The 23,214-nt window shown below is 61.7% G+C and carries 25 protein-coding genes and 2 pseudogenes; 10 read left to right on the top strand and 17 right to left on the bottom strand.

Annotation, left to right across the window (positions count from 1 at the left end; translation table 11 throughout):
• Positions 1–108: 108 nt before the first annotated feature.
• Positions 109–564: an NUDIX domain-containing protein gene (locus tag MF410_RS12770; protein WP_131711495.1), complete on the bottom strand. Its 456-nt coding sequence runs from the start codon at positions 562–564 to the stop codon at positions 109–111.
• A 102-nt stretch (positions 565–666) separates the two neighbouring features.
• Positions 667–1,059: a hypothetical protein gene (locus MF410_RS12775; protein WP_003546502.1), complete on the bottom strand. Its 393-nt coding sequence runs from the start codon at positions 1,057–1,059 to the stop codon at positions 667–669.
• A gap of 222 nt (positions 1,060–1,281) precedes the next feature.
• Here MF410_RS12775 and MF410_RS12780 point away from each other — a divergent pair, with 222 nt between their 5' ends.
• The 5 genes from MF410_RS12780 to MF410_RS12800 all read left to right on the top strand — a co-directional run bounded on the left by MF410_RS12780 (position 1,282) and on the right by MF410_RS12800 (position 6,552).
• The gene (locus MF410_RS12780; RefSeq protein WP_097627588.1) at positions 1,282–2,847 is read left to right on the top strand and encodes a helicase HerA-like C-terminal domain-containing protein; all 1,566 of its coding nucleotides are present in this window, start codon (positions 1,282–1,284) and stop codon (positions 2,845–2,847) included.
• A gap of 139 nt (positions 2,848–2,986) precedes the next feature.
• Positions 2,987–3,334: a type II toxin-antitoxin system RelE/ParE family toxin gene (locus MF410_RS12785; RefSeq protein WP_097627586.1), complete on the top strand. Its 348-nt coding sequence runs from the start codon at positions 2,987–2,989 to the stop codon at positions 3,332–3,334.
• Between the two features lies 1 nt (position 3,335).
• A complete protein-coding gene (locus MF410_RS12790) occupies positions 3,336–3,665 on the top strand; it encodes an XRE family transcriptional regulator (protein WP_097627584.1) in 330 nt (109 codons plus the stop codon).
• A gap of 314 nt (positions 3,666–3,979) precedes the next feature.
• Positions 3,980–5,572 (top strand): ABC-F family ATP-binding cassette domain-containing protein, encoded by a 1,593-nt coding sequence (locus MF410_RS12795; RefSeq protein ID WP_131711494.1) that lies wholly within the window; start codon positions 3,980–3,982, stop codon positions 5,570–5,572.
• 377 nt (positions 5,573–5,949) lie between these two features.
• The gene (locus MF410_RS12800; protein WP_097627580.1) at positions 5,950–6,552 is read left to right on the top strand and encodes a hypothetical protein; all 603 of its coding nucleotides are present in this window, start codon (positions 5,950–5,952) and stop codon (positions 6,550–6,552) included.
• A gap of 26 nt (positions 6,553–6,578) precedes the next feature.
• Here the strand turns inward: MF410_RS12800 and MF410_RS12805 are convergent, their stop codons facing one another.
• Complete coding sequence (locus MF410_RS12805) at positions 6,579–6,809, bottom strand: hypothetical protein (protein WP_131711493.1); 231 nt, start codon at positions 6,807–6,809, stop codon at positions 6,579–6,581.
• 316 nt (positions 6,810–7,125) lie between these two features.
• Here MF410_RS12805 and MF410_RS12810 point away from each other — a divergent pair, with 316 nt between their 5' ends.
• Complete coding sequence (locus tag MF410_RS12810) at positions 7,126–8,652, top strand: ABC-F family ATP-binding cassette domain-containing protein (protein WP_097627576.1); 1,527 nt, start codon at positions 7,126–7,128, stop codon at positions 8,650–8,652.
• Positions 8,653–8,807: 155 nt separating this feature from the next.
• Positions 8,808–9,422 (top strand): outer membrane protein, encoded by a 615-nt coding sequence (locus tag MF410_RS12815; protein WP_097627574.1) that lies wholly within the window; start codon positions 8,808–8,810, stop codon positions 9,420–9,422.
• Positions 9,423–9,575: 153 nt separating this feature from the next.
• Here the strand turns inward: MF410_RS12815 and MF410_RS12820 are convergent, their stop codons facing one another.
• The 3 genes from MF410_RS12820 to MF410_RS12830 all read right to left on the bottom strand — a co-directional run bounded on the left by MF410_RS12820 (position 9,576) and on the right by MF410_RS12830 (position 11,747).
• A complete protein-coding gene (locus tag MF410_RS12820) occupies positions 9,576–10,355 on the bottom strand; it encodes a VOC family protein (RefSeq protein ID WP_097627572.1) in 780 nt (259 codons plus the stop codon).
• Positions 10,356–10,407: 52 nt separating this feature from the next.
• Entirely contained in the window at positions 10,408–10,875 is a 468-nt protein-coding gene (locus MF410_RS12825; protein ID WP_097627570.1) for a DUF1579 domain-containing protein, read from the bottom strand.
• Between the two features lie 143 nt (positions 10,876–11,018).
• Positions 11,019–11,747, bottom strand: coding sequence for a thioredoxin family protein (locus tag MF410_RS12830; RefSeq protein ID WP_097627568.1), 729 nt, complete (start codon positions 11,745–11,747; stop codon positions 11,019–11,021).
• Positions 11,748–11,833: 86 nt separating this feature from the next.
• On the opposite strand from MF410_RS12830, the gene MF410_RS12835 reads away from it, so the two are divergent.
• The gene (locus MF410_RS12835) at positions 11,834–12,325 is read left to right on the top strand and encodes a MarR family transcriptional regulator (protein WP_097627764.1); all 492 of its coding nucleotides are present in this window, start codon (positions 11,834–11,836) and stop codon (positions 12,323–12,325) included.
• Positions 12,326–12,622: 297 nt separating this feature from the next.
• On the opposite strand, the gene MF410_RS12840 is transcribed toward MF410_RS12835, so the two are convergent.
• Positions 12,623–13,045, bottom strand: coding sequence for an organic hydroperoxide resistance protein (locus MF410_RS12840; RefSeq protein WP_003580247.1), 423 nt, complete (start codon positions 13,043–13,045; stop codon positions 12,623–12,625).
• Positions 13,046–13,170: 125 nt separating this feature from the next.
• On the opposite strand from MF410_RS12840, the gene MF410_RS12845 reads away from it, so the two are divergent.
• Positions 13,171–13,659: a MarR family transcriptional regulator gene (locus tag MF410_RS12845; RefSeq protein ID WP_097627566.1), complete on the top strand. Its 489-nt coding sequence runs from the start codon at positions 13,171–13,173 to the stop codon at positions 13,657–13,659.
• A 42-nt stretch (positions 13,660–13,701) separates the two neighbouring features.
• Here MF410_RS12845 and MF410_RS12850 read toward each other — a convergent pair whose 3' ends face one another.
• The 10 genes and pseudogenes from MF410_RS12850 to MF410_RS12895 form a co-directional block, all read right to left on the bottom strand.
• The gene (locus MF410_RS12850) at positions 13,702–13,935 is read right to left on the bottom strand and encodes a hypothetical protein (RefSeq protein WP_003580252.1); all 234 of its coding nucleotides are present in this window, start codon (positions 13,933–13,935) and stop codon (positions 13,702–13,704) included.
• 107 nt (positions 13,936–14,042) lie between these two features.
• Entirely contained in the window at positions 14,043–14,279 is a 237-nt protein-coding gene (rpsU, locus tag MF410_RS12855; RefSeq protein WP_003569533.1) for a 30S ribosomal protein S21, read from the bottom strand.
• A 56-nt stretch (positions 14,280–14,335) separates the two neighbouring features.
• Positions 14,336–14,620, bottom strand: coding sequence for a cold-shock protein (locus tag MF410_RS12860; protein WP_097627564.1), 285 nt, complete (start codon positions 14,618–14,620; stop codon positions 14,336–14,338).
• 211 nt (positions 14,621–14,831) lie between these two features.
• Positions 14,832–15,041 carry a cold-shock protein gene (locus tag MF410_RS12865; protein WP_003546468.1) on the bottom strand — a complete coding sequence of 70 codons (210 nt, stop codon included), beginning with the start codon at positions 15,039–15,041 and terminating at the stop codon, positions 14,832–14,834.
• A gap of 274 nt (positions 15,042–15,315) precedes the next feature.
• Positions 15,316–16,050, bottom strand: a complete 735-nt coding sequence (locus tag MF410_RS12870; RefSeq protein ID WP_097627562.1) for a L,D-transpeptidase — start codon at positions 16,048–16,050, stop codon at positions 15,316–15,318.
• A gap of 174 nt (positions 16,051–16,224) precedes the next feature.
• Positions 16,225–17,030 (bottom strand): annotated as a pseudogene (locus MF410_RS12875) (L,D-transpeptidase).
• Positions 17,031–17,324: 294 nt separating this feature from the next.
• Complete coding sequence (locus MF410_RS12880) at positions 17,325–18,245, bottom strand: alpha/beta fold hydrolase (RefSeq protein ID WP_097627558.1); 921 nt, start codon at positions 18,243–18,245, stop codon at positions 17,325–17,327.
• Between the two features lie 118 nt (positions 18,246–18,363).
• Positions 18,364–19,988 (bottom strand): annotated as a pseudogene (locus tag MF410_RS12885) (cisplatin damage response ATP-dependent DNA ligase).
• A 267-nt stretch (positions 19,989–20,255) separates the two neighbouring features.
• Positions 20,256–21,266 carry a ligase-associated DNA damage response exonuclease gene (locus tag MF410_RS12890; protein WP_097627553.1) on the bottom strand — a complete coding sequence of 337 codons (1,011 nt, stop codon included), beginning with the start codon at positions 21,264–21,266 and terminating at the stop codon, positions 20,256–20,258.
• Positions 21,267–21,311: 45 nt separating this feature from the next.
• Positions 21,312–22,115, bottom strand: coding sequence for an alpha/beta hydrolase (locus MF410_RS12895; RefSeq protein ID WP_097627551.1), 804 nt, complete (start codon positions 22,113–22,115; stop codon positions 21,312–21,314).
• Between the two features lie 120 nt (positions 22,116–22,235).
• On the opposite strand from MF410_RS12895, the gene MF410_RS12900 reads away from it, so the two are divergent.
• Positions 22,236–23,207, top strand: a complete 972-nt coding sequence (locus MF410_RS12900; protein WP_097627549.1) for a glycerophosphodiester phosphodiesterase family protein — start codon at positions 22,236–22,238, stop codon at positions 23,205–23,207.
• Positions 23,208–23,214: the final 7 nt, after the last annotated feature.

Here is a 23,214-nt window from a genome sequence, read left to right on the forward strand (position 1 = left end):
TCCTCTAGCAACAGGCGATGCCAGCTCATTGTTCCCCCGGAAGCGGGCCGCAGACGATCAAAGTTTGGCGATCGGCCGAAGCCACATCAAAGCAGGGTGATATCAGGCTCAATCGCGCCAGCGCGCCAGGAGTTTGTCGAGACCTGTCGGATAGAGATCGATGCCGGCGTCGCGCAGCCTGTCGCGGCCGAACCAGCGCGCCGTCGCCGCCGTCTCGTCGAGTTCGGAATAGTGGATTTCATCACGCTCATAGAGCGACGCATCGGCCAGCTCGATATCGGCAGCAAAGATGTATTCGTGACCGGTCGCGCCGTGATGTTCGTAGATGTTTTCAAGCAGATGCCAGGGGCCGACGATGCGAATATCGGTCTCGAGTTCCTCCTGGAATTCGCGCTGCAGGGCCTCTTCGCGGCTTTCGCCGAATTCAATGGCGCCGCCTAGCGGGCGAACGCCCTTGATGCGACCCCTGTCATCCTCCACTTCGGCGGCGAGCAGTTGGTCTTTCCGCCAGGCGAGGCCGATCACCTTCACCCTGATCTGCTGCGATGGGCGCCAGATGGTCATGGGCTCTCCTTCCATTCAAGGGACAGCGCATGCTCTTCACTCCGGTGCTTCCGAAGCGAGAACAATGAGCCCCGCAAAATGCGGGGCTCCTGATCTCTCGTCTCAGACGAACTGGCTGAGACCCGGGACGGAAGCGACGACCTCGTCGACGACTTCCTCGCCAGCATATTGCTTGGCGATCGCGATGGTTTCCTTGGCAAGCGAGGTGATTTCGCCCATGCCGAGGCCTTCGCCCATCAGCTGCTGGCCGAGCCCCATGATGCCGCCGCCGCCGAGCGAGCTCATCAGCCCGCCGAGCAGACCGCCGCCGCCGGCACCTGCGCCGTTGAACTGGGCGACGAGATCGGCGCCACCGGGGATCGCTTCGATCATCTTGGCAACCGGGCCATCGGCGGCCTCGCGCTGCAGGAAGCCGAGCATCATGCCGAGCGCCTTTTCGGCCAAATCTGGCGCAATACCCACACGATCGGCGATCTGGGTCACAATTTCATTCATCGTCAGCCTCCTGTTTTTTTGACGTTAACGTCAACGTTATTCGAAATTCCACAGCAACTCAAGCCGGCCCTCCCCGGGCGGCACTTTGTCCAGTTTTGCTTTCAATGCAAACAGTTGTCCGCATGCGCCTGCCTGCTTATAACAGGGAAACGATGGTTCGATGAAGGCAGCGGAAGCAAGCCTTCTCATAAATGGCGGCAGAGCCCCAAGGGAGCATTCCGAATGATCGAGGAAGGCAAGATTTTCATCGGCGCGAGCCGCAATCCCGATGACAGCATCAACAAGCCGGAATATCTCGACCTGAAATTCGGCAATCGCCACGGCCTCGTCACCGGTGCTACCGGCACCGGCAAGACGGTGACGCTGCAGGTGCTGGCCGAAGGTTTCTCCCGCGCCGGCGTTCCGGTGTTTGCGGCCGATATCAAGGGCGACCTTTCCGGCATCGCCGCCAAGGGCGAGCCCAGGGATTTCCTGACGAAGCGCGCCGAGCAGATCGGCTTCACCGATTACGAATTCGACCAGTTTCCGGTGATCTTCTGGGATCTGTTCGGCGAGAAGGGCCACCGGGTGCGCACCACCATCGCCGAGATGGGACCGCTGCTGCTTGCCCGACTGATGGATGCCTCCGAACCGCAGGAAGGCGTCATCAACATCGCCTTCAAGATCGCCGACCAGGGCGGGCTGCCGCTGCTCGACCTCAAGGATTTCAGCTCGCTCTTAAACTATATGGGCGAGAACGCCAGCGAGCTTTCCAATCAGTACGGGCTGATCTCCAAAGCCTCGGTCGGCTCGATCCAGCGGGCGCTGCTCGTTCTCGAACAGCAGGGTGCGGAACATTTCTTCGGCGAGCCGGCGCTGAAGATTTCCGACATCATGCGCACCAGCAATAACGGCTACGGCCAGATCTCGGTGCTTGCCGCCGACAAGCTGATGATGAACCCGCGGCTTTACGCCACTTTCCTGCTCTGGCTGCTCTCCGAGCTGTTCGAGGAACTGCCCGAGGTGGGCGACCCCGACAAGCCGAAGCTCGTCTTCTTCTTCGACGAGGCGCACCTGCTCTTCAACGATGCGCCAAAGGTGCTGACCGAACGCGTCGAGCAGGTGGTGCGGCTGATCCGCTCCAAGGGCGTCGGTGTTTATTTCGTGACTCAGAACCCGCTCGACGTGCCGGAAACGGTGCTCGCCCAGCTCGGCAACCGGGCACAGCATGCGCTTCGCGCCTATTCGCCGCGTGAACAGAAGGCGGTGAGGACGGCGGCCGATACATTCCGTGCGAATCCGGCCTTCGATTGCGCCACGGTCATCACCAATCTCGGCACCGGCGAGGCATTGGTCTCGACGCTGGAGGCCAAAGGCGCGCCTTCGATCGTCGAGCGCACGCTGATCCGCCCGCCATCCGGCCGCGTCGGCCCGGTGACGGATGACGAGCGCCGGCAGATCATGGACAGGAGCCCGGTTCTCGGCATCTATGACGAGGATATCGACCGCGAATCCGCCTTCGAACTGCTGGCCGCACGGGCGAAGAAGGCGGCCGATGCCGAAGCCGCCAAGCGAGCCCAGGAAGAAGCGCCTCAGCAACAGGGCGGCACGACCTCCGGCTGGAACCTGCCGGGCTTCGGCGGCGGCAATGACGACAACCAGCAGGGCCGCGGCCAATCAGGCGGCCGGTCTTCCGGCTACCAACGCGAAACGGTGGTGGAAGCGGCGATGAAGAGCGTCGCCCGCACAGTGGCGACCCAGGTCGGCCGGGCGCTGGTGCGCGGGATATTGGGGAGCCTGAAGCGGTAGGCTTGCCTCCCTGGGGATACGAAGGAGGGATCGAGAGCTGCGGCGCGACCCTGCTCGGGGCTCTTGAGCAGGGCGCAAGCTCGTAACTAAATCTGGCCTTGATTTTATATCTTTTAGTATATATTTTTTAGGGCGGCCAATGATCTATAAGGTGCAGTTCCATCCTGATTTCGTCCCCGAATGGAAGCAGCTGGAGATGGGGTTGAAGGAACTGGTTGGCGAAGTGTTGGACCACCTCGAAGACGATGGTCCCTTCCTAGGTCGTCCTGAGGTCGATACGCTTTCCGGTTCCGATTATGCAAATATGAAGGAGATCAGAGTCAGGTTTGGAAGACAGGTCTGGCGTTTTGCATTCGCCTTCGACCCTGCCCAAAGAGCCATTGTCCTTTGTGGAGGGGACAAGCAAGGGATAAATGAAATGCTCTTTTACAAACAACTGATCAACAAGGCTGACGCCCGGTTCGCTGCATGGCTGAAGGAGAGTTAAAATGAGCGCTGAGTGGAAGACGTTACGCGCCGAACTTCCAGAAGATGTTCGCACTCGGCTCGACATGAAACGTCAGGAGCGCCGTCTGGGCAAGGCCTTGGCGGAAGTGCGCAAGGCGATGCAGGCAACGCAGCAGGATGTCGCTGCGCGTGCCGCCATGACGCAGAACACTGTTTCGAAAATCGAAAGCGCCGACGATGTCCTACTGTCGTCCGTCGTGCGGTACATGCATTCTCTCGGAGGCGGAGTCGAGCTTGTTTTGAAAACACCCGACGGGAAAGCAAGGCGCGTTGACTTTGATCCGGAAATTTATGTGAAGCAGATCGTCTAAGGCGCGTCGCGTCAAATTTGATTGATGCTACGCGTTTTAGCTCTTTGTTTTTACGCATGTCGTTGCCACAAAACCGCTGCACGCTTTTGCGCGATATGCTTTAGCTGCAAAGCACTCGGATTGCGGCAGCCCTGCCTTTGGTGCGCGGGGTATTGAGGGCGCGAAACGTTAGCACAGATCGTTCCCCGCCTTGAACCGCAAGCCGTCATCCCCTAAATTACCCGCCATCGACCATTTCAACAGGATGTGTGCCGCAATGGATTTCAACCCGATCGCAATGCCAGTTCGCCTTGCCAACGGGGAAATCCATATCCATGCCTGCATCCATCACTCTCTCCAAAATTTCATGGGCCACGCCTGACGGGCGGCCGCTTTTTTCCGATTTCGACTTAAGTTTCGGGGCGGAGCGTATCGGTCTGGTCGGGCGCAACGGCGTCGGCAAGACGACGCTGCTGAAGCTCGTCTCCGGTGACGCCAAGCCGCATTCGGGAACAGTATCGGTCGGCGGCAGCCTCGGCATCCTGCGCCAGAATGTGCAGGTGGCATCTCACGAAACCATTGCCGATCTCTTCGGAGTCGCCGGGCCGCTTGCGGTTCTCCAGCGCGCCGAAGCCGGCGAGGCGACGGCGGACGAGCTTGCATCGGCGGACTGGATGCTGCCGGCGCGGATCACAACAGCACTCAGCCGGACGAGGCTCGACGCACTGCCGCAGACACGGCTGGCCGAACTTTCCGGCGGGCAGCGCACCCGGGCCGGGCTTGCCGCGCTTGTTTTCAACGAACCGGATTTTCTGCTGCTCGACGAACCCACCAACAATCTCGACCGCGATGGCCGCGAGGCAGTGATCGCGCTGATATCGGGCTGGCGAGCCGGCGCGATCATCGTCAGCCATGACCGGGAACTGCTCGAAAACATGGATGCGATCGTCGAACTGACGTCGCTCGGCGGGACGCGTTATGGCGGCAATTGGAGCCATTATCGCCAGCGCAAGGCGCTTGAGCTTGCGGCGGCAGAGCACGATCTTGCCGATGCCGAAAAGCGTATGGCCGAGGTCGCCAGGAAGGCACAGGCGACGGTGGAGCGTCAGGCGCACAGGGACAGCGCCGGGCGGAAGATGGCGGCCAAGGGCGGCATCCCGCGCATCATGCTCGGCGGCATGAAGGAGCGCAGCGAAACGACGGGCGGCGACAATGCCCGGTTGGCCGAACGCCGGCGCGCCCAGGCACTGGACGAAGCAAAGACCGCGCGCGAAAAAATCGAGATCCTGCAGCCCTTGTCGGTGCGCCTGCCGGCGACCGGGCTTTCTGCCGGCAAAGCCGTGCTGAAAATGGAGGGCGTCACCGTGGGCTATCGGCCGGGCGATGCCGTCATCGAAAATCTCTCCTTCGACGTGACGGGACCGGAGCGCATTGCCGTCACCGGCCGCAACGGCGCGGGCAAGACGACGCTGCTGGCGCTTGTAACCGGCGCGTTGAAACCCTGGGCCGGCACAATCGCCATGATGACCGGCTTTGCAATGCTCGACCAGAAGGTCAGCCTTCTCGATCCGTCGGCCTCAATCCGCGATAATTTTCGCCGGATCAATCCGCCTTCCGATGAAAACACCTGCCGCGCCGCGCTTGCCCGTTTCATGTTCCGGGCCGATGCGGCGCTGCAGACCGTCTCGACGCTGAGCGGCGGGCAATTGCTGCGCGCCGGCCTTGCCTGCACCCTCGGCTCCGCGCCGCCGCCGCTCCTGATTCTCGACGAGCCGACCAACCATCTCGACATCGATTCGATATCAGCGGTCGAGGCGGGTCTCAGCGCCTATGACGGAGCGCTCATCGTCGTCAGCCACGACGAGACGTTTCTCGAAAATATCGGCATCAGGCGGCGGCTGGAATTGCCGGGCGATGCGGGTGGGTGATTTCAGGAGTGCAGCAGCGCCCTCCACCACCGGCACCTACCATTCCCTAACTGCCTATAAGAGCGCGGCTCAACCGAAGCCCGAGAGGGCGTAGCCTCGAAGCACGCCGCAACATTGCTTCCTGCATCCCTCTGACGCCGCCTCCCTTGCCTCATTTTTCCGGCAACGGTATTTCCATCCTGCAACCCTTTCGAGAAAGGCCCCGGTGTATTTGCCTTTCGGCCTGCCATTAAGTCTTCGCTCAATCTCGATTGCTCCACTAGCCCGTTTCGCCGTGAAAAGGCTTGAGGTCGCTAGTTCGAAAGCGATGCCATACTTGCAAGATATAACGCATTCAACCTATTGATAACCACCGCGGCGGCTTGGAGGAGAAGGGCATGACTATGGAAGAGGCGATCGGGCATCGTGCAGCCCAAAAGTGGAGCCTCTGGAGAAGCGCCAATATTGGCATTAGCGTTAGCGCTGCCATCTTGTTGCTTCAGGTCGCGAACGGTCGAGGCTTTGAACTAGCAAACTACGCCCACACTCGGAGTGCGGAAACGATTAGCGCTTTAGGTGGGCAGGTTCTCGCCGCACCACTATTATTTGTGGTGATTGCAGCCATACGAAACGTTTTCAGAAGGGGTCAAGCTAAGTCGAACGCAAGTGCCATTCGGGGGGCAATCACGTTTGCGGCGCTCTTTGTCACAATTTTCGTCGGCCTTCTTGCCTACGGAGAGTTTGTGTTCTCTCGCGACGAAGCAATCGGTGGCGAAGCTCGAAAATCATTCATAGCCGACACCCAGTTTGCTTGCGTTCGAAAGCAGGCCTCACTCAACCAAGCTATTACCCAGCAGCAAATCCAAACCTATTGCACCTGTTTCACCGAGAAGATGGCCGACATCACGACGTACAAACAATTGGGCACTGAACTGGCTGCCAAAGACCTCGCGGACCTGCAGCAAAAGGTTGGAGAAATAGGCAACCTTTGCCGCCAATGAGTTCTGAACGGCGCATCGACTCGATATCAGCGGTCGAGGCCGGGCTGCGTGCTTATGACGAGGCGCTCATCGTCGTCAGCCATGACGAGACGTTTCTCGAGAGCATCGGTATAGAGGGGCGGCTGGAATTGGCTGGCGGTGTGCGGCGGGTTGATCGATGGATGCTCCTTGCATCCATCAACCACCAACGCACCTGCCTCGCCCTTCGAGGCCCCTGCGGGGCACCTCAGGATGAGGCTCTCTTGGGCGCCGGGCAACGGCGCCTCCCTTGCCTCCTAGTACAGGCAATGGTATTTCAATCCTGAAACCCGTTCGAGAAAGGAGGATCACGCTATGCAATATTATTTCCGGCATCATCGCCAGCGTGGTCCCGTCAACGCCCTGCAAATGCGTTTGCAGGGCTGACCAGAGACCGTTTCTCGACATCTCTTCCTGGTCTGCCCTCGTGGCCAATGCGGCGCCGTGCGAAATACCGCGCCCATTCCTGTCATTTTCCCGGGCCCGATAGGCGCAATCCCGTGATGGCTGAACGCCCCGGATCGCGTCGACACCCGGTCAGACCAGAGAACGATCATGACCCTCATCAATATCCGCAATCTCGGCGTGACGCTGGGCAATCCTTTATTTTCGAAACTCAATCTTGTCGTCAATTCAGCCGACCGCATCGGCCTCGTCGCCGCCAACGGGCGGGGGAAATCGACGCTGCTTGCCTGCATCACCGGTGCGCTGGAGCCGAGCGAGGGCGAGATCACCAAGGCGCGCGGGCTGACCGTCGGGCATGTCGCGCAGAATGTGCCGCCTGCCCTTTTCGACACGGTGTTTTACGATGCGGTGCTGCAGGCGCTGCCGGCCGATCAGGCCGAAAGCGAGAGCTGGCGGGTCGACGTCGTGCTGGAATCGCTCGACGTGCCGGAGGCCATGCGGAGCCGGCCGCTGAAGCAATTGAGCGGCGGATGGCAGCGGCTTGCCATGCTTGCCCGCACCTGGGTGAGCGAGCCCGACGTGCTTCTGCTCGACGAGCCGACCAACCATCTTGACCTCGAAAAGATCGGGCAAGTGGAGAGCTGGCTGAACGCGCTGCCGCGCGACGTGCCGGTTATCCTGTCCAGCCACGATCGCGCCTTCCTCGATGCGACGACCAACCGGACGCTGTTCCTGCGGCCGGAGCAATCGCCGGTCTTCTCCCTGCCCTATACCAGGGCGCGCGCCGCGCTCGACGAGGCCGACGCTTCCGAAGCCCGGCGCTACGAGCGCGACATGAAGGTGGCGGAGCAATTGCGCAAGCAGGCGGCGAAGCTCAACAATATCGGCATCAATTCCGGCAGCGACCTGCTCGTCGTCAAGACGAAGCAGCTCAGGCAACGGGCGGAGAAGCTGGAGGACGCGGCAAAACCGGCGCATCTGGAGCGCTCGGCCGGGGCGATCCGGCTCGCCAACCGCGGCACCCATGCCAAGGTGCTGGTGACGTTGGAGGATGCGGTGGTGACGACGCCCGATGGAACGCCGCTGTTCAAGACCGGCCGGCAGTTCATCTGCCAGGGCGACCGCATCGTGCTGCTCGGCCTCAACGGCGCCGGCAAGTCGCGGCTGGTGTCGATGCTGAAACAGGCGATCGAAAGACCGGAGACAGCGCGCGACAGCATCAAGGCGACGCCCTCGCTCGTGCTCGGCTACGGCGACCAAGCGCTTGCCGATCTTGCCGACAGCGATACGCCGATCGGCACGATCATCCGCCGCTTCGATGTCGGCGACCAGCGGGCGCGGGCCTTGCTGGCAGGCGCCGGCTTGACGATCGACATGCAGGCAAAACCGATCGGCCAGCTTTCCGGCGGCCAGAAGGCGCGGCTCGGCATGCTGGTGCTCAGGCTGACCGAGCCGAATTTTTACCTGCTCGACGAGCCGACCAACCACCTCGACATCGAGGGACAGGAAGCGCTGGAGAGCGAGTTGATGGCGCAGGAGGCGAGCTGCCTGCTGGTCTCGCACGACCGCAGTTTCGTGCGGGCGGTGGGAAACCGGTTCTGGCTGATCGAAAAGAACAAGTTGGTGGAAGCGGAGAGCCCGGAAAGGTTTTTCGCTTCGGTGGGATCAGATCGGTGATGGGGCGGGCGGTGCCGCCCCCTCCGCCGCGATCGGCCCGCAACAAATCTCAACGTTAAAAGACACTCCGCAACATCGGGGCGGGGCATGTTGCTGAGAGTCGGGCGGTGTCGCCACTGCCCTCTTTTTGCTCCCAATGAACACGAGGCATCTTCATGCATATCAGATTTATCGCCTGCGCCGCGCCGGCGCTTTCGGCCGCCGTTCCGGCCGTTGCCGCCGACCTCACTTACGAGACACCTGCTCCCGCCGCCGAGCAGATATCTGTGGCCTATGATTGGTCGGGCTTCTATCTCGGCGGCCAGGGCGGATATTCCTGGAGCCAGACGAAGATCCTCGGCTCGGATGAGAATATCGACGGCGGCACGGCAGGGCTGCATGCCGGCTATAATTTCCAATCCGGAAATATCGTCTACGGCATCGAGAACGACTTCAACTACAACTTCGAGAAAAACGACGATGCCAACCTCGAATGGGATGCATCCGGCCGGGCGCGGGTTGGTTACGCCTTGGATCGAACCCTGTTCTTCGCAACGGCGGGTGTGGCGGCCGGCGGTGGCAAGGTCGACATTCCCACCGCCGGAAAGAAGGACGGCATCCTGATCGGCTGGACGGCCGGCGGCGGCATCGAACACGCGGTCACCGACCATATCCTGGTGCGCGGCGAGTATCGACATTCCGATTTCGGCAACAAGGACTTCGGCTCCGCCATCGGCGATGTCGGCGCCACGCAGGACAAGGTTCTCTTCGGGAGCAGCTACAAGTTCTGAGGGGAAGACTGGCGGGCGGTTGTCAGTCCGGCTGCCGCAAAGGGTGTGACGGGTGGCCCCTCATCCGCCCTACGGGCACCTTCTCCCCTGTGGGAAGAAGGTGGCAGCAGCCAGATGAGGGGGCTCACGGCACGACGCTAAAGGGGCCAAAACCTACCGCTTCGGCGCCACCAGGCAGAAGAAGGCACCCTGCGGGTCGGTGGCCTGGATGATCCAGCTGCCGCCGGGGACTTCCATGGGACCGTGGACGACCTTGCCGCCGCCGGAGTTGACGCGTTCGATCGCGGCATCAAGCGCCGGCACGATGAAATAATAGCTCCAGAACGGCATCGGGATGTTTTCCGGCTTGGTCATCATGCCACCGATCTGCTTGCCGTTACGGGCGAAGAGGTAGTAGACGCCCATCGGGCCCATGTCCATTTCGCTGTCCTTGGTCCAGCCGAACAGCTTGGAATAGAAGGCGACGGCGTCTTTGCCGTTGCCGGCATAGAGTTCGTGCCAGCCGATATTGCCAGGCGCATCGGGGGCCAGTTCCGGCCAGGTTTTGTCCATCGGCGCCGGCGTCATGATGCAGAGCACCGCGCCATGCGGATCGGCGACAACGGCGAAGCGGCCGATACCCGGGATATCGTCCGGCGGACGACGGACCGATCCGCCATTGGCGACGAAATCCTTGGCCGACTGATCGACGTCGTCGACATCGACATAACCCGTCCAGTTCGGCGGAATGCCCTTACCCTCGAGTTCGGCTGGAAATTCCATCAGGCCGGCGACACCGATGCCGTTCGCCTCGAAGATCGTATAGGTCGGCATGCCCTCCACCTTCATCTCGGAGGTGGTCCAGCCGACGACCGAGCTGTAGAATTTCGCGGCAGCCGATGTGTCGGGGGTCATCAACTCGCACCAGATGAACTTTCCATGCGTCTCAGACATCGTACTCTCCCTTTAGAGGCGCCCCTTTTTCAAGGTTCGAGCGCCGTGATTGTCAGATCTGCCGGGCGTAATGCGCTTCCATGAACTGTTTCCAGGCGCCGTCCGGCTGCCTGGCGCTGGAGATGAAGGTGCGGTGATCGGCGTCGACGAAAGTGATCCGCTCGCGGTAATCGGCAAGACCTTCGCCGTTGAAGTCAGGCCCTGTCGTATAGAGGTCAAGCACATTGCCCGAAGCGTCGAGCTCGCCTTCGTAGATCCACATGAAGTCCATCATGCTGCCGATCCAGCTGCCGACATACTTGGCCTTTGCGGCGTTATAGCCGAGCGTCAGGATGCTGGTGGCCTGTTTGCCATCCGGCATGCGGCCGGTGCCCTCGGCGACGAACCAGATGCCGTGCAGCGAGCGGACGGTCTCCGTCCAGGGCTCGCCGCCGGACATTTCGGGTGCGGTGACGGTCCAGTCGCCCACCAGTCTCTCCAGGAAGGAATGTTCCTTCAGCACTTCTGCGGTCTTCATCATCCTTCTCCCTTGCGTGATGTTGGCCAATGCCTTTATCGGCGCAACTCCCAGGAGGTCGCTTTGTGACGTCTGCTCGAATTTGCGCTGGCCAGCCAGGGCATGATGCCGAAAACCGCTGACAGTTTTCGGCATCATGCTTTGGCTCAGTGACAGCAGGATGGCGCCTTGGGGGCCTCCTCATATTCGTCGTGACGGCGCACGAAATTCATCGTGCTGTCCTCGTTGCGGCCTTTCGGGGCGCGGTCGAGGATCATCAGGGTGCCGATCAGTTCCTCGGGCCCGCGGGCATAGCTCGAATAGGTGTGGAAGACCTCGCCCTTGTCGTTTCGGTAGAAAGCGCTCAGACCCGGCAGTTCGTCATTGGCGCCAGCCGGCTGCATGGGAGTGAAATTGTAAAAGACCTTGTCTTTGGCAAGGTCCTCCGGGCTGAAAGAGACGTGATAATCGAAATTGAAATCGCTGCCGAAGGAAGAGACCCAGGGGAATTTCCAGCCCATGCGGCTTTTGTAGGCGGCGATCTTGTCGAGCGGCGCGCGCGAGACGGCGACCCAGGTGACGTCGTGATGGTTCAGATGCGGCAGGGCGCCATCGATATGATCGGACAGGAAGGAGCAGCCGGGGCAGCCGGCATCCCAATCCGGGCCGAGCATGAAATGATAGATCAAAAGCTGGCTGCGGCCATCGAAGAGTTCGGCGAGCGACTTCTTTCCCTCGGGCGTGTCGAAAACGTAATCTTTATCGACCTTCACCCAGGGCAGCGCCAACCGCTCGGCGTTGATGCTGTCGCGCAGCTTCGTCGCCTCCTTTTCCTTCAAGAGCAGGGCACGGCGGGCCTCGAGCCATAGCTCGCGGGAAACAACTTCGTTCTGCATTGGATGCGCCCTCCTCCGGCGCTGCCGGCGAGCCGGCCCCTCTCCTTCTCCTTGACTAGAAAGATTGATATCAATATAAAATGGCCATGTCAAATTCGGTTGAAATTCCTTTCTCTACAACGCTGCTGGTGCGCGACACCTGCCTCTGCCTGCATGCGCAGCGAGCGGCGCGGGCACTCGCTCGCCTGTTCGATGACGCATTGCGGCCCGCGGGGCTGACCAACGGGCAGTTTTCGCTGATGATGTCGCTGAACCGGCCGGAGCCGCCGCCGATGGGGCCGGTCGCCTCCCTGCTTGCCATGGACCAGACGACACTGACGGCGGCGCTGAAACCGCTGCAGCGCAAGGGCTGGGTGAGCGTGATGGAAAATCCGAAGGACAGGCGCGGCCGGCTGCTTGCCCTCACCGGCGAAGGCAAGGCGGTGCTAGCAACAGCGCTGCCGATCTGGAAAGAGACGCATGCGGCGCTCGACCAAAAGCTCCCGGATGGAAGTTCCGCGCGGCTGAGGCAGGATCTGCAGACGGTGTCAGGGATGACGGATGAGACGCCGAAGCCGGCCGGGCGCCGACTACGTTAAGGCGCACGGGCAGTCGGCGAATAGGGCGAGCCGAACGTCACTCCGCCACTGTTCGAGTATGTTTGCAGCTGTTCGATCAGCGTCAAACGGCTGCCCCTCACCCTAGCCCTTGCCGGGGTCGAACCACGGGTCTCGACCCGTCCTGCGGACCCCCGTTTTGACGGGGAGAGGGGACGTGCCCCGCGCAAGGTCTGGGGATCGGAGAGTGTCCGGCTTGCCCCCTTCGCCCGTTTAGGGGAGAAGGTGCCGGCAGGCGGATAAGGGGCCACCTCGCCGATCTTCCGGCTGTTACTGCAATCAGGCAACCGTGACCGGAACTTCGGTCGAGGTGCGCATGGCGTGGCTGTAGGGGCAGACGATGTGGGCGGCGGCGGCGAGCTTTTCGGCGGTTTCGCGGTCGAGGCCGGGGATGTTGACCGTCAGCGCCACTTCGATGCCGAAGCCGGTGCCATCTTCACGCGGGCCGATACCGACTTTGGCGGAGACCGTCGTGTCTTCCGGAATCTTGACCTTCTGCTGGCCCGCGACAAATTTCAAGGCACCGAGGAAGCAGGCAGAGTAGCCGGCGGCGAAGAGCTGCTCGGGATTGGTGCCGGTTGCGCCGTCGCCGCCGAGTTCCTTCGGAACGGTCAGCGTCACGTCCAGAACACCGTTTTCGGAAACGGCGCGGCCGGCGCGGCCGCCGGTGGCAGAGGCTTTGGTCGTATAGAGAATAGGCATGACGATCTCCTTTGGTTGGCCCTTCGATCGGGTTGGATTTTTACTATCGTACAATTAAATTGTACGCAAGTGAATTTTGCAAATTGCATTTTGGCATGGAAAAGAAGACAATCACGGCCTTAAGGATGATGGATATGAAAGCGCAGACGATAAAAACGATGGAGATACCGCAGGAGGAGAAACGGCTGGAAAAGCAGTTGTGCTTCGCGGTCTACGCAACGGCGCATGCTTTCACCCGCGCCTACAAGCCGATCCTCGACAGGGTGGGCCTGACCTATCCGCAATATCTGGTGATGTTGGTGCTATGGGAACGCGGCGAGTTGCCGGTGAAGACGATCGGCGAGCAACTCGATCTCGATTCCGGCACGCTGTCGCCGCTGTTGAAGCGGCTGGAGCAAAGCGGGCTGATTAAGCGGCTGCGCGACCTGCGCGACGAGCGCCAGGTGATCGTGTCGCTGACCGCTGGAGGTGAGGCGATGAAAGGGGAAATCGATACGATCATGACAGCGATCGGCCAAGCCGCAGGCTGCACGCTGAAGGAAATGGCTGAGATGCGCGACATGCTGCATCGGCTGCGCGGCAATCTCGGCCGGGCCGGCACAAACGGCGGCTGACCACATCCGCCCGGTTAGCTTAAAACGGTGTAAGCCTGAGGATCAGGGCCGCTTCACAGCCGCCTTGGCCGGCGACCGGCGTTTCTTTGCAGGCGCCGCTTCAGGTGCTGCCTCGGCCTCCTGCTGCAGACGCAGGGCCTTCAGCTTTTCCGTCTTCTTGTCTCGGGCCGACGCCTCGGCCGCGATGATGGCGCGCGCCGTGTGATCGGTCGCTTCCGCCTTGTCGCGAGACGAAAGCTTGGCGGGATTGAAGAATTCTCCCTTGGTGGCGGTCATGTGCCCCTTTCTCAGGTGATGACGGAGGCTTTAGCCATGGCTAAGAGCCGTGATTCCGCGGCCGGGCCGGCTGGCCGCGATGCCGCGGTTGGGCCGCGATGCCGGGATTAGCGGGCGCGGAGAACCTTTTTCGGCGCCGGCAGCAGGCCTTCGCGCTGCAGCTTCTTGCGGGCAAGCTTGCGCTGGCGGCGAATGGCTTCGGCCTTTTCGCGGGCGCGCTTCTCGGACGGCTTTTCGAAAGCGCTGCGCGCCTTCATTTCCCGGAACAGGCCTTCCCGCTGCATCTTCTTCTTGAGCACGCGGAGCGCCTGATCGACGTTGTTATCCCTGACGAGAACCTGCAAAACGATATCCTTCCTGTCGGCGGCCGGGCCGCGCTGTGATGGTAAAAACGGCGGGACTACTTGCCCGTCCGAATGCTCGAAAACTTCAGCCAAGGCTCGGCGCCATCAGACTTAGCCACTGCCTCGGGGGAAGCCCTGGAGGGCGATTCCCCGGTATCGATGTCGGCCTCGGTGATGCGGCGCTCAAAATTCTCCGCGTCGAACCGGACGCGATATTGCACATGCCCGTGGTCGTTGGGCAGAATGCTGGCGATCCGGCACCGCTTATCGGCTTTCGCCGTACGAGTGAGGCCCGATTTCAGCACGATCATATCGCCGATTTGATAGTTTAGTCTGCCCATTTCAGCGTCCCTTGAACTCTTCGGCTGCTCGCCGGTCAATCAGAATAACCGCGGTCAATTCGGACATGCCGGCGATCAAAGCAAAAAGGCCGGGTTGGCACCCGACCTCTTCCAGTCACTCAGCCATTTCTCCGCCAGTCGGTCAGCTCGCTGCCAGTACATCCGTGGTCAGCGCGCCGCCAGCATCTGGACAGCATAGGCGAATGACAAATCATGCGGCCTGAAGGTTGTCAGCCGAATTCTTGCCGGACTTCTTGTCGCGGACGAGATCATAGCGGATCTTCTGGCCTTCAACGAGTTCGCGCATGCCGGCGCGTTCGACCGCTGAAATGTGGACAAAAACATCCGTAGAACCATCATCGGGCTGAATGAAGCCAAAACCCTTGGTGCCATTGAACCATTTGACGACGCCTGAATTCATAACGATCTCCTTTTCAACCGTTGTGTTCGCCTGCGGAAGAATGTCCGACAAGCCGTATCGATGTTGAGAGGATATCTGACGGAGCGCTTCAGCGCGTGGACAAAGGTCGCAAGCAATTCGATACGCACCATGTAGGTTATTTACCGAATTAAGCAATGGTTTTCTGAAAATAAAACTTTTCCGGGCGTGGGAAACGAGGGCATTTACCCACGGAATGCCGCTCGGCCGGGCAAGATCGAACCGGGGCGGCCGGATCGCGGCCGCCCCGCTGACATCACTGCCAGACGACGATCGGCGCCTTTGTCGGCACGCGGTCGTAGAGATCGATGATATCCTGGTTCATCAATCTGACGCAGCCCGAGGAGACGGCCTTGCCGATCGAGCGCCAGTCGGGATTGCCGTGCAGGCGGTAGAGCGTGTCTTCGCCGTTCGAGAAGATATAGAGCGCGCGGGCGCCGAGCGGGTTCTTCAGGCCCGGCTCCATACCGCCGTTCTCGATCGAATATTTGACGAGTTCCGGCTGGCGGGCGACCATCTCGTTCGGCGGCTTCCAGCGCGGCCATTTCTGACGCCACTGGATGACGCCGGAACCCTGCCAGGCGAAACCCTCGCGGCCGATGCCGACGCCGTAGCGCATCGCCATGCCGTCACCCTGGACGAGATAGAGAAAGCGCGACGGCGTATCGACGACGATGGTGCCGGGCGGCTGGCCGGTGGGATCGAGAACGCGCTGGCGATAATAGCGCGGGTCGATCTGCTCATAGGGAATGGCGGGGATGAGAAAGCCACCATCCTCGACGGGACCATACATGACGGCAAGCTCGGCCCCACTCGGCACGCTCGACGCCCCAGGCGATTGGAAGAGGCGCATGGGCGAACGGTAGATGATCGTCGTATCGCCCGATGTGACCGTATTGGCCGAAGAGGCGCAGCCGGTGAGCGCGGAGGCTGCGGTCAATGCCGAAAAGGAAAGAAAGCTGCGGCGGGAAAGATGTCTATCGAAGCTCATGACGCGGGACTGATTTCCTCTGATGCGGGAGCCGGACAAAACCCTGCGTGAGCGGCGATTCGTCCGATGCCGAGAACAACATCAGAAGATCTATCGGCTTGCGCCAAATAAACCATAGCTTCACGCAGACGTGTCCGGCCTTGGGCAGACGATATCAGCGGCGCTGTTGCAGCGCTACATCACAACGATCTCCGCCTTGGCAGGAAGGCGGTCATAGAGATCGACGACGTCCTGGTTCAGCATGCGCACGCAGCCGGACGAGGTGGCCTTGCCGATCGACTGCCAGTCGGGTGTGCCGTGGATGCGATAGAGCGTATCTTGCCCGTCCTTGAAGATATACATGGCGCGGGCGCCGAGCGGGTTCTGGAGCCCGGATTCATGCCGCCGTTTTCGGCCGAAAAGGCGCGAACCTCGGGCTGGCGCGAGACCATCTCGACCGGCGGCGTCCAGCGCGGCCATTTCTGCTTCCACTGAATGACGCCGCGGCCCGACCAGGCGTAACCATCGCGGCCGAGGCCGACACCGTAGCGCATCGCCTTGCCGTTTTCCTCGACGAAATAGAGGAAATGCGCCCTGGTATCGACGATGACCGTGCCGGGGCGCTCGGTCGTCTGGTAATCGACTTCCTGGCGGAGGAACTGCGGCTGCACGCGGCTGACCGGGATCGCCGGCAGGGTGAAATCCTCGTCGCGGACCGCGCCATACATTGCTATATGCACCGGATTGCTGACCGGCAGGCCGTAGGTCTGATGGAATTGGGTCTTGTAGAGTTCTCGCGTCTGCGGCACCGGCTGATCGGGTATCGGCCGCACCCGGCGCGGATCGACGCCGGGCGGCTGATAGAAGACCGGCGAGGTCTCCTGAACGAAGCGGGCGGGCGAATCGGCGGCGACATCGGGAATGAGGATGTTGCAGCCGCTCAGCGACCCGGCTGCGATGACGAGCCCGGCAATCGGGAAGACCCGGCGCAGAAAATTCATGGAACCACCCTTATCAACGATCGGCGAGACAGCGATATCTACCGCGACGATGGCATCCGCGGCTGGCGCGAGGCTGGTGTTGAGGGCGGGAAAGCCGGAAGCTAATGCATGCGACCCGAAGTGCAGAGCAAAAAGCGCTGTGCCTCAGGGCCATCCCCACTGCCCAGCTAAACTTCCTGCAATGGCGAAGGCAGCAGCTCGGGGAAGTCGTTCGGCACGATCATGGTCTCTGCGTCCGTTGTCACACCGGGAACACAGGCCCAATAGGCCTGCGTTTGAAGCGGCGGCGAAAAATCAGGCCGCCACCCCATGGAAGAAGCGGATGCTCTGTTCGATCTCGGCCGGCAGCGCCGAAGTGTGGTTGCCGGCGACGGTTTCGGTTTCGATATGGATGCCGGCGGCGCGGGCGCGGCGGGAGAGAAGATCGGCCCGGTCGTTGAAATGAGCCTCTTCCGTGCCGTGAACGACACGGATAGGACATTTGAAGCTCTGGGCGTAACACAGCGCCGACCGCACCTCGAACTCATGCGCATTGCTGTCGTCGAAGCGGATATCCTGGGGATAGCGCTTGAAGAAGCGGAAGGCGTCGGGATTGCCCGATATCGGCGCGGCGGCCCGGAATTTCTGGGTGCTCATCGCCGTCAGCATGGTCAGCGTACCGCCGATGCTGTGGCCGGCGATGAACAGCCGCCCTGGATCGACCCCCGGCAGATGCGCCAGCCGCTCGGCGGCGGCAAGAACGTCGTCGACCTCGTCATAGAAGCCGGAGAAATTGCCCATCTGGCCGTTTTCGCCGCGCAGCGACGGCATCATCACAACGTAGCCGGCATCCATGTAGGGCTTCATCAACTGCCAATGGCCGATGCCCATGGCATTGCCGCCGTGGAGGAAGAGCACGGCGGGCTTGGCGGCGCGCTCGCGCTTATATTTCGAGACCCAGGCGACCAACTCGAGTTCGCCGTAGCCGGAGCGATAAAAGATCTTGTCGGCGTCGGCCGGCGCGCTCAGCGGCTCGTATTTGTCGGGCGCCGGACCCTTCTGCAAAAGCTTGGTGCGGAATTGGTGGCGGACCTTGGCATAGTCATGCTTGGCAAGCCGCGGTTCATCCGGAACATCGAAGGCCGCCGCCACTTGCGGCAGGACGAGTGCGCCGGCAAGACCCGCCAGCACGGCACGGCGTTGGCGGAAAAAGGCATTTTGTTCATGCGAGCTCATAACGCAGCACCCAAATCACGTCCCCGGCACACAAGATTTGCACCGGAAGATCGTTGCCGCCAATACACATCCTGTTGAAATTTTGGGACTGCGGCATTGTTGCACAGGAGATTGGCCCTCACCCCGGCTTGGCGTCGATCATGGCGATCAGGGTGCGCAGCCGATCGGCCTCATAAGTGGGCTTGTCGGGGCGAAGACGGGCGATGCGGGGAAAGCGCATGGCGACGCCCGATTTGTGCCGGGTCGAGCGGTTGATGCCTTCAAAGGCCACCTCGACGACGAAGCCGAAATCCTTATCGGCGCGCACGGCGCGCACCGGCCCGAAGCGCTCGGTGGTATTGTTGCGCACGAATTTGTCGAGCACTTCGAGTTCCGCATCGGTGAAACCGAAATAGGCCTTGCCGACGGGCACCAGTTGTTCCCCGTCCTCGTCGTCGGCCCAGACGCCGAAGGTGAAATCGGAATAGTAGCTCGAGCGCTTGCCGTGGCCGCGCTGGGCATACATCAGCACCGCATCGACATTATAGGGATTGCGCTTCCACTTGAACCAGGGGCCCTTCATCCGGCCGGCCTGATAGATGCTGTCGCGCCGCTTGATCATCACGCCCTCGATGACCGGATCGGGCGGGGCCGCACGAAGACGGTCGAGCTCGTCCCAGGACGAGAAAGGCACGAGCGGCGAGAGGTCGAAACGGTCGTGGGGGGCACGGTCGATGATCTCGGCCAGCCGATCGCGGCGATCGGTAAAGCCATCGCCCCGCACATCCTCGTCGCCGTCGAAGAGCAGGTCGTAGGTGCGGATGAAGGCGGGGTAGTCGGAAAGCATCCTTGCCGTCACCGTCTTGCGGTTCAGGCGCTGCTGCAGATCGGAGAAAGTGCGGGTCGGGCTGTTGGAGCGGGCGGTGCCGCCGACCAGCAGCTCGCCGTCGACAACGCCGGAAAAGCTGATGGCGTCGAGAATATCGGGAAAGGCGACCGAAATGTCGTCGCCGGAGCGCGAATAGATTTTGCGCCGGTCGCCGGAGCGGGAGAGCTGGACACGGATGCCGTCCCATTTCCATTCGGCGGCGTAGTTGGCCGGATCGAGACCGTTAAGGTCCCCTCCTCCACCGCATTGGCGAGCATGACCGAATGAAAGATCGCCGGTGTCGCCAGCACCGGTTTTTCGCCGCCCGCAGCCAGCCATTCGAACAAAGTCTCGTAAGGCGGCTGCAGGCCGTGCCAGAGCGTTTCGATTTCGGTGACGTCCTTGTCGCCGAGATCAGCCAGCGCCTGTTTGGCAAGACGGGCTGAGACACCGATGCGCATGGCGCCGGTCGCCAGCTTGATGAAAGCGAACCGGCCGGAGGAATCCAGCCGGTCGAGCAGGTCGCGGACGAAGCCGCGCACTTCCGTGCGGCCGAGCGCATTCATATCGGTGACAACAGCGCCGAGACGCGGCTGGGAAAGGGCCGAGCGGTCGATATCCCGCTCATTGTCCCAGACTAGCGAGATGGTTTCGGCGAGATCGCCGACATAATCGTAGGAATAACGGAACAACACCTCGTCCATGCGCTCCAGCACCAGTTCGCGCAGCATGGCGGGCTTGACGTTACGCACCTCCAGCGTGCCGGCGATGGCGGCAAGGCCGTAGCCGCGGTCAGGGTCCGGCGTGTCGCGGAAATAATCGGTCAGCAGCTTCAGCTTGCCGTTGCGGCTGGGGGTGAGAACGAGGCGGTCGAGGAGGTCGGCGAAGGCTTTCATGTCGGCCTCCGCGTTTGAGGGGAAGGCTCAAAGGGTACGCCCTCATTCCTGTGCTCGTCACAGGAATCCAGTGCGCCCAAGTCCTTGAGCGCGAGAAACTCTTCGGTGTCACATAAGTCATTCACCGCGCCGACGCGCGGTGGCTGGATTCCTGTGACGAGCACAGGAATGAGGGAGCGAGGGGCGTGCATAGCCGCCATTTCCAGCGCGCCGGCGATAGCGGCAAGGTCCGCTGGGGAGGGGTTCTGATCCAGCACAGAGCTCATCTCAATCCGCCTCATCCTCATAGCCCACCAGATGCAACGGCTTCGCCTTGATGCCCTGGAGCTGGCACCAACGCACCAGGGCCTCCTCGCGGCCGTGGGTTACCCAGACTTCGGCCGGGTGCAGTTCCCGGATGGTTTCCGTCAGCTCCGGCCAGTCGCAATGATCGGAGATGACGAGCGGCAGTTCGACGCCGTGCTGTTTGGCGCGCTGGCGTACCATCATCCAGCCGGAGGCGAAGGCCGGCAGCGGTTCGTTGAAGCGCCGCGCCCAGCGGTCGGCGAAGGCCGAGGACGGGCCGACGACGACGGCGCCCTTGAAGGCGGATTTGTCGCGGCTCTCGATGGTCGCCGGCAGCAGCTCACCGAGATCGATGCCCTCGCCGACATAGTAGTCGCAGAGCTTTTCCATGGCGCCGTGGATATAGATCGGCTCGGTGTAACCGGCATCGCGCAGCAGCCTGATGACACGCTGGGCCTTGCCCAGCGCATATGCGCCGACGAGATGGGTGCGCTCGGGAAATTGGCGGAGCGAGGCGAGCAGCTTGCCGATCTCATCCATCGGATCGGGATGATGGAAGACCGGCAGGCCGAAGGTCGCCTCGGTGATGAAGACATCGCAGGCGACCGGCACATAGGCGGCGCAGGTCGGATCCGGGCGGCGTTTGTAATCGCCGGAGACGACGATGCGGGTGCCGTTTTTCTCGATGGCGATCTGCGCCGAGCCGAGCACGTGGCCAGCCGGATGAAAGCTCACCTTGACGCCGTTGATGAGCAGTTCCTCGCCGAAGGCGGCAGCCTGCTCGCTGACGCAAAAGCCCTCGCCGTAACGCAGGCGCATGATGTCGAGCGTCTGGCGGGTGGCAAGCACGTTCACATGGCCCGGCCGGGCGTGATCGGAATGGCCGTGGGTGACGAGCGCCCGCTCCACCGGCCGCACAGGATCGACATAGAAGCCGCCTTCGGGGCAATAGAGCCCTTCCGGGGCGGGATAGAGCAGCGCATCAGGTCTCATGAAGCAAGAGATAGCCGGAAATCGGCGCGAGGCCAGAGGTCGTCATCAGGCTATCCTGTCGAGAAAGGACAGTACCGCGGCATTGAACTCCGCCGGCCGTTGCAGCGGCGCGAAATGGCTGACGCCTTTGAGATAAATCATCTCAGCGTCCGGAATGCTGCGGACAAGATATTCGGCATGCTCCGGCTTGATGAACTCGTCGTGCCGACCGAGCACGATCGCGACCGGCACACCGATCCGTGCGAGGTCTTCGGCGCTGTAATTCGGCTCCGTGCGCATCATCTGGCTGACCGCCTCGACGAAGGCATTGAAGTCATGCGGCGTGGCGGACAAGGCCGCATAATCCTTGGCATGGCGGCTGAAGCATCGGTCGATGACCGGGGTCGCAACAAATTCCAGCGTACCGCTCGGATCCATGTTGCAGGCGAAGAAGAAGACGCCGTCGACACGTGACGGCACCGTCGCGGCGAGGATCAGCGCGATACAGGCGCCGTCGCTCCAGCCGATGAACGCTGCCTTGTCCAGACGCAGTTCGTCCATGACATCAAGCACGTCTGATGCCATCAGTTCATAGGTGTAGGGACGGGCATCGCGGGTGCTGCGGCCATGGCCGCGGCTGTCGATCAGCACGACGCGGCGGCCACTGTCGAGCAGCGCCGGGAGCTGATAGCCCCAGTTGCCGCTATGGCCGAGACCGCCATGCAGCAGGATGACGGCAGGACCGGTCCCATAGCTCGCATACCAGATGCGGGCACCGTCGCGTCCGACATGGCCTTCGGCAGATGCCGGCGGCAAGGCGGCCGCGCCGTGTTCTGCGAAACGGATGAGCTCGTCGTCCTGTGGTTCCATGGCGATACCGATCCTCTCCGGGGAATAAACTGCCAGCATAGAAAAGCCGGAAAAGAGCCCAAGAACAACCAGAATCGCTTTCTAGCTGTTGCTTCTTTCGATGCAATCATGGGGAGCATAATGGGCAGGAAGCTTTTCTATTGCGTGGGCGCGGTCGCACTTGTCGCGGCGGGCATCTATCTCAACAACACCAGCCTGCTCGCCGAGCATCAGCCGGGAAAGCCGGTGCTGCTCGCCCATCGCGGCATCGCCCAGCGGTTCGACGAGACCGATCTGAAGAACGACACCTGCACGGCGAGCCGCATGCTGGCGCCGAAACATGATTATCTCGAAAATACCATCCGCTCGATGCAGGCAGGCTTTGCGGCGGGCGCCGATATTGTGGAGATCGACGTGCATCCGACGACAGATGGCGCATTCGCCGTCTTTCACGACTGGACACTCGACTGCCGCACCGACGGGCACGGCGTCACCCGCGATCATTCGATGGCGGAGCTGCGGAAGCTCGACATCGGCTATGGCTATACCGCTGACGGCGGCAAGAGCTTTCCCTTCCGCGGCCGCGGCATCGGCATGATGCCGACGCTGGCCGAGGTGCTCTCGACCTTTCCGGATCGGCGCTTCCTGATCAACGTCAAGAGCCGCGATCCGTCCGAGGGCGAAAAACTCGCCGCCGTGCTCAACGGACTTTCACCCGCGCGACGGGCAGACATCATCGTCTATGGCGGCGACGAGCCGATCGATGTCCTGCGCCGGCTGGTGCCCGAGATCAAAACCGCCTCGCGCCAGAGCCTGAAAGGCTGCCTTTTCGGCTACATCGGCTATGGCTGGACCGGCGTGCTGCCGGATGCCTGCAAACACGCCATGATGCTGGTGCCGATCAATATTGCGCCTTGGCTCTGGGGCTGGCCGGACCGTTTTCTCAACCGCATGCAGGATGCAGGAACCGAGGTCTTCGTGCTCGGCCCCTATCGCGGCAGCGATTTCTCGACCGGCATCGACGACGCCGCGCTGTTGGCGCGACTGCCTGAGAACTATGCGGCGGGCATATGGACGAACGAGATCGAGGCGATCGGCAAGCTGGAAAAATAAGGCGTTC

It is taken from the genome of Rhizobium sp. C104, from assembly GCF_022354505.1.
In the GTDB taxonomy this organism is placed as follows: Bacteria; Pseudomonadota; Alphaproteobacteria; order Rhizobiales; family Rhizobiaceae; genus Rhizobium; species Rhizobium redzepovicii.

What these genes read in the sequence shown, in the direction of transcription:
- MF410_RS12900 (WP_097627549.1), top strand. Translation starts at nt 22,236, where the DNA reads ATGGGCAGGAAGCTTTTCTATTGCGTGGGCGCGGTCGCACTTGTCGCG.
- MF410_RS12845 (WP_097627566.1), top strand. Translation starts at nt 13,171, where the DNA reads ATGATGGATATGAAAGCGCAGACGATAAAAACGATGGAGATACCGCAG.
- MF410_RS12870 (WP_097627562.1), bottom strand. Translation starts at nt 16,050, where the DNA reads ATGAGCTTCGATAGACATCTTTCCCGCCGCAGCTTTCTTTCCTTTTCG.
- MF410_RS12825 (WP_097627570.1), bottom strand. Translation starts at nt 10,875, where the DNA reads ATGATGAAGACCGCAGAAGTGCTGAAGGAACATTCCTTCCTGGAGAGA.
- MF410_RS12835 (WP_097627764.1), top strand. Translation starts at nt 11,834, where the DNA reads ATGTCAAATTCGGTTGAAATTCCTTTCTCTACAACGCTGCTGGTGCGC.
- MF410_RS12780 (WP_097627588.1), top strand. Translation starts at nt 1,282, where the DNA reads ATGATCGAGGAAGGCAAGATTTTCATCGGCGCGAGCCGCAATCCCGAT.
- MF410_RS12865 (WP_003546468.1), bottom strand. Translation starts at nt 15,041, where the DNA reads ATGAATTCAGGCGTCGTCAAATGGTTCAATGGCACCAAGGGTTTTGGC.
- MF410_RS12815 (WP_097627574.1), top strand. Translation starts at nt 8,808, where the DNA reads ATGCATATCAGATTTATCGCCTGCGCCGCGCCGGCGCTTTCGGCCGCC.
- MF410_RS12860 (WP_097627564.1), bottom strand. Translation starts at nt 14,620, where the DNA reads ATGGGCAGACTAAACTATCAAATCGGCGATATGATCGTGCTGAAATCG.
- MF410_RS12895 (WP_097627551.1), bottom strand. Translation starts at nt 22,115, where the DNA reads ATGGAACCACAGGACGACGAGCTCATCCGTTTCGCAGAACACGGCGCG.
- MF410_RS12840 (WP_003580247.1), bottom strand. Translation starts at nt 13,045, where the DNA reads ATGCCTATTCTCTATACGACCAAAGCCTCTGCCACCGGCGGCCGCGCC.
- MF410_RS12820 (WP_097627572.1), bottom strand. Translation starts at nt 10,355, where the DNA reads ATGTCTGAGACGCATGGAAAGTTCATCTGGTGCGAGTTGATGACCCCC.
- MF410_RS12790 (WP_097627584.1), top strand. Translation starts at nt 3,336, where the DNA reads ATGAGCGCTGAGTGGAAGACGTTACGCGCCGAACTTCCAGAAGATGTT.
- MF410_RS12880 (WP_097627558.1), bottom strand. Translation starts at nt 18,245, where the DNA reads ATGAGCTCGCATGAACAAAATGCCTTTTTCCGCCAACGCCGTGCCGTG.
- MF410_RS12795 (WP_131711494.1), top strand. Translation starts at nt 3,980, where the DNA reads ATGCCTGCATCCATCACTCTCTCCAAAATTTCATGGGCCACGCCTGAC.
- MF410_RS12785 (WP_097627586.1), top strand. Translation starts at nt 2,987, where the DNA reads ATGATCTATAAGGTGCAGTTCCATCCTGATTTCGTCCCCGAATGGAAG.
- MF410_RS12775 (WP_003546502.1), bottom strand. Translation starts at nt 1,059, where the DNA reads ATGAATGAAATTGTGACCCAGATCGCCGATCGTGTGGGTATTGCGCCA.
- MF410_RS12800 (WP_097627580.1), top strand. Translation starts at nt 5,950, where the DNA reads ATGACTATGGAAGAGGCGATCGGGCATCGTGCAGCCCAAAAGTGGAGC.
- MF410_RS12850 (WP_003580252.1), bottom strand. Translation starts at nt 13,935, where the DNA reads ATGACCGCCACCAAGGGAGAATTCTTCAATCCCGCCAAGCTTTCGTCT.
- MF410_RS12770 (WP_131711495.1), bottom strand. Translation starts at nt 564, where the DNA reads ATGACCATCTGGCGCCCATCGCAGCAGATCAGGGTGAAGGTGATCGGC.
- MF410_RS12810 (WP_097627576.1), top strand. Translation starts at nt 7,126, where the DNA reads ATGACCCTCATCAATATCCGCAATCTCGGCGTGACGCTGGGCAATCCT.
- MF410_RS12830 (WP_097627568.1), bottom strand. Translation starts at nt 11,747, where the DNA reads ATGCAGAACGAAGTTGTTTCCCGCGAGCTATGGCTCGAGGCCCGCCGT.
- MF410_RS12890 (WP_097627553.1), bottom strand. Translation starts at nt 21,266, where the DNA reads ATGAGACCTGATGCGCTGCTCTATCCCGCCCCGGAAGGGCTCTATTGC.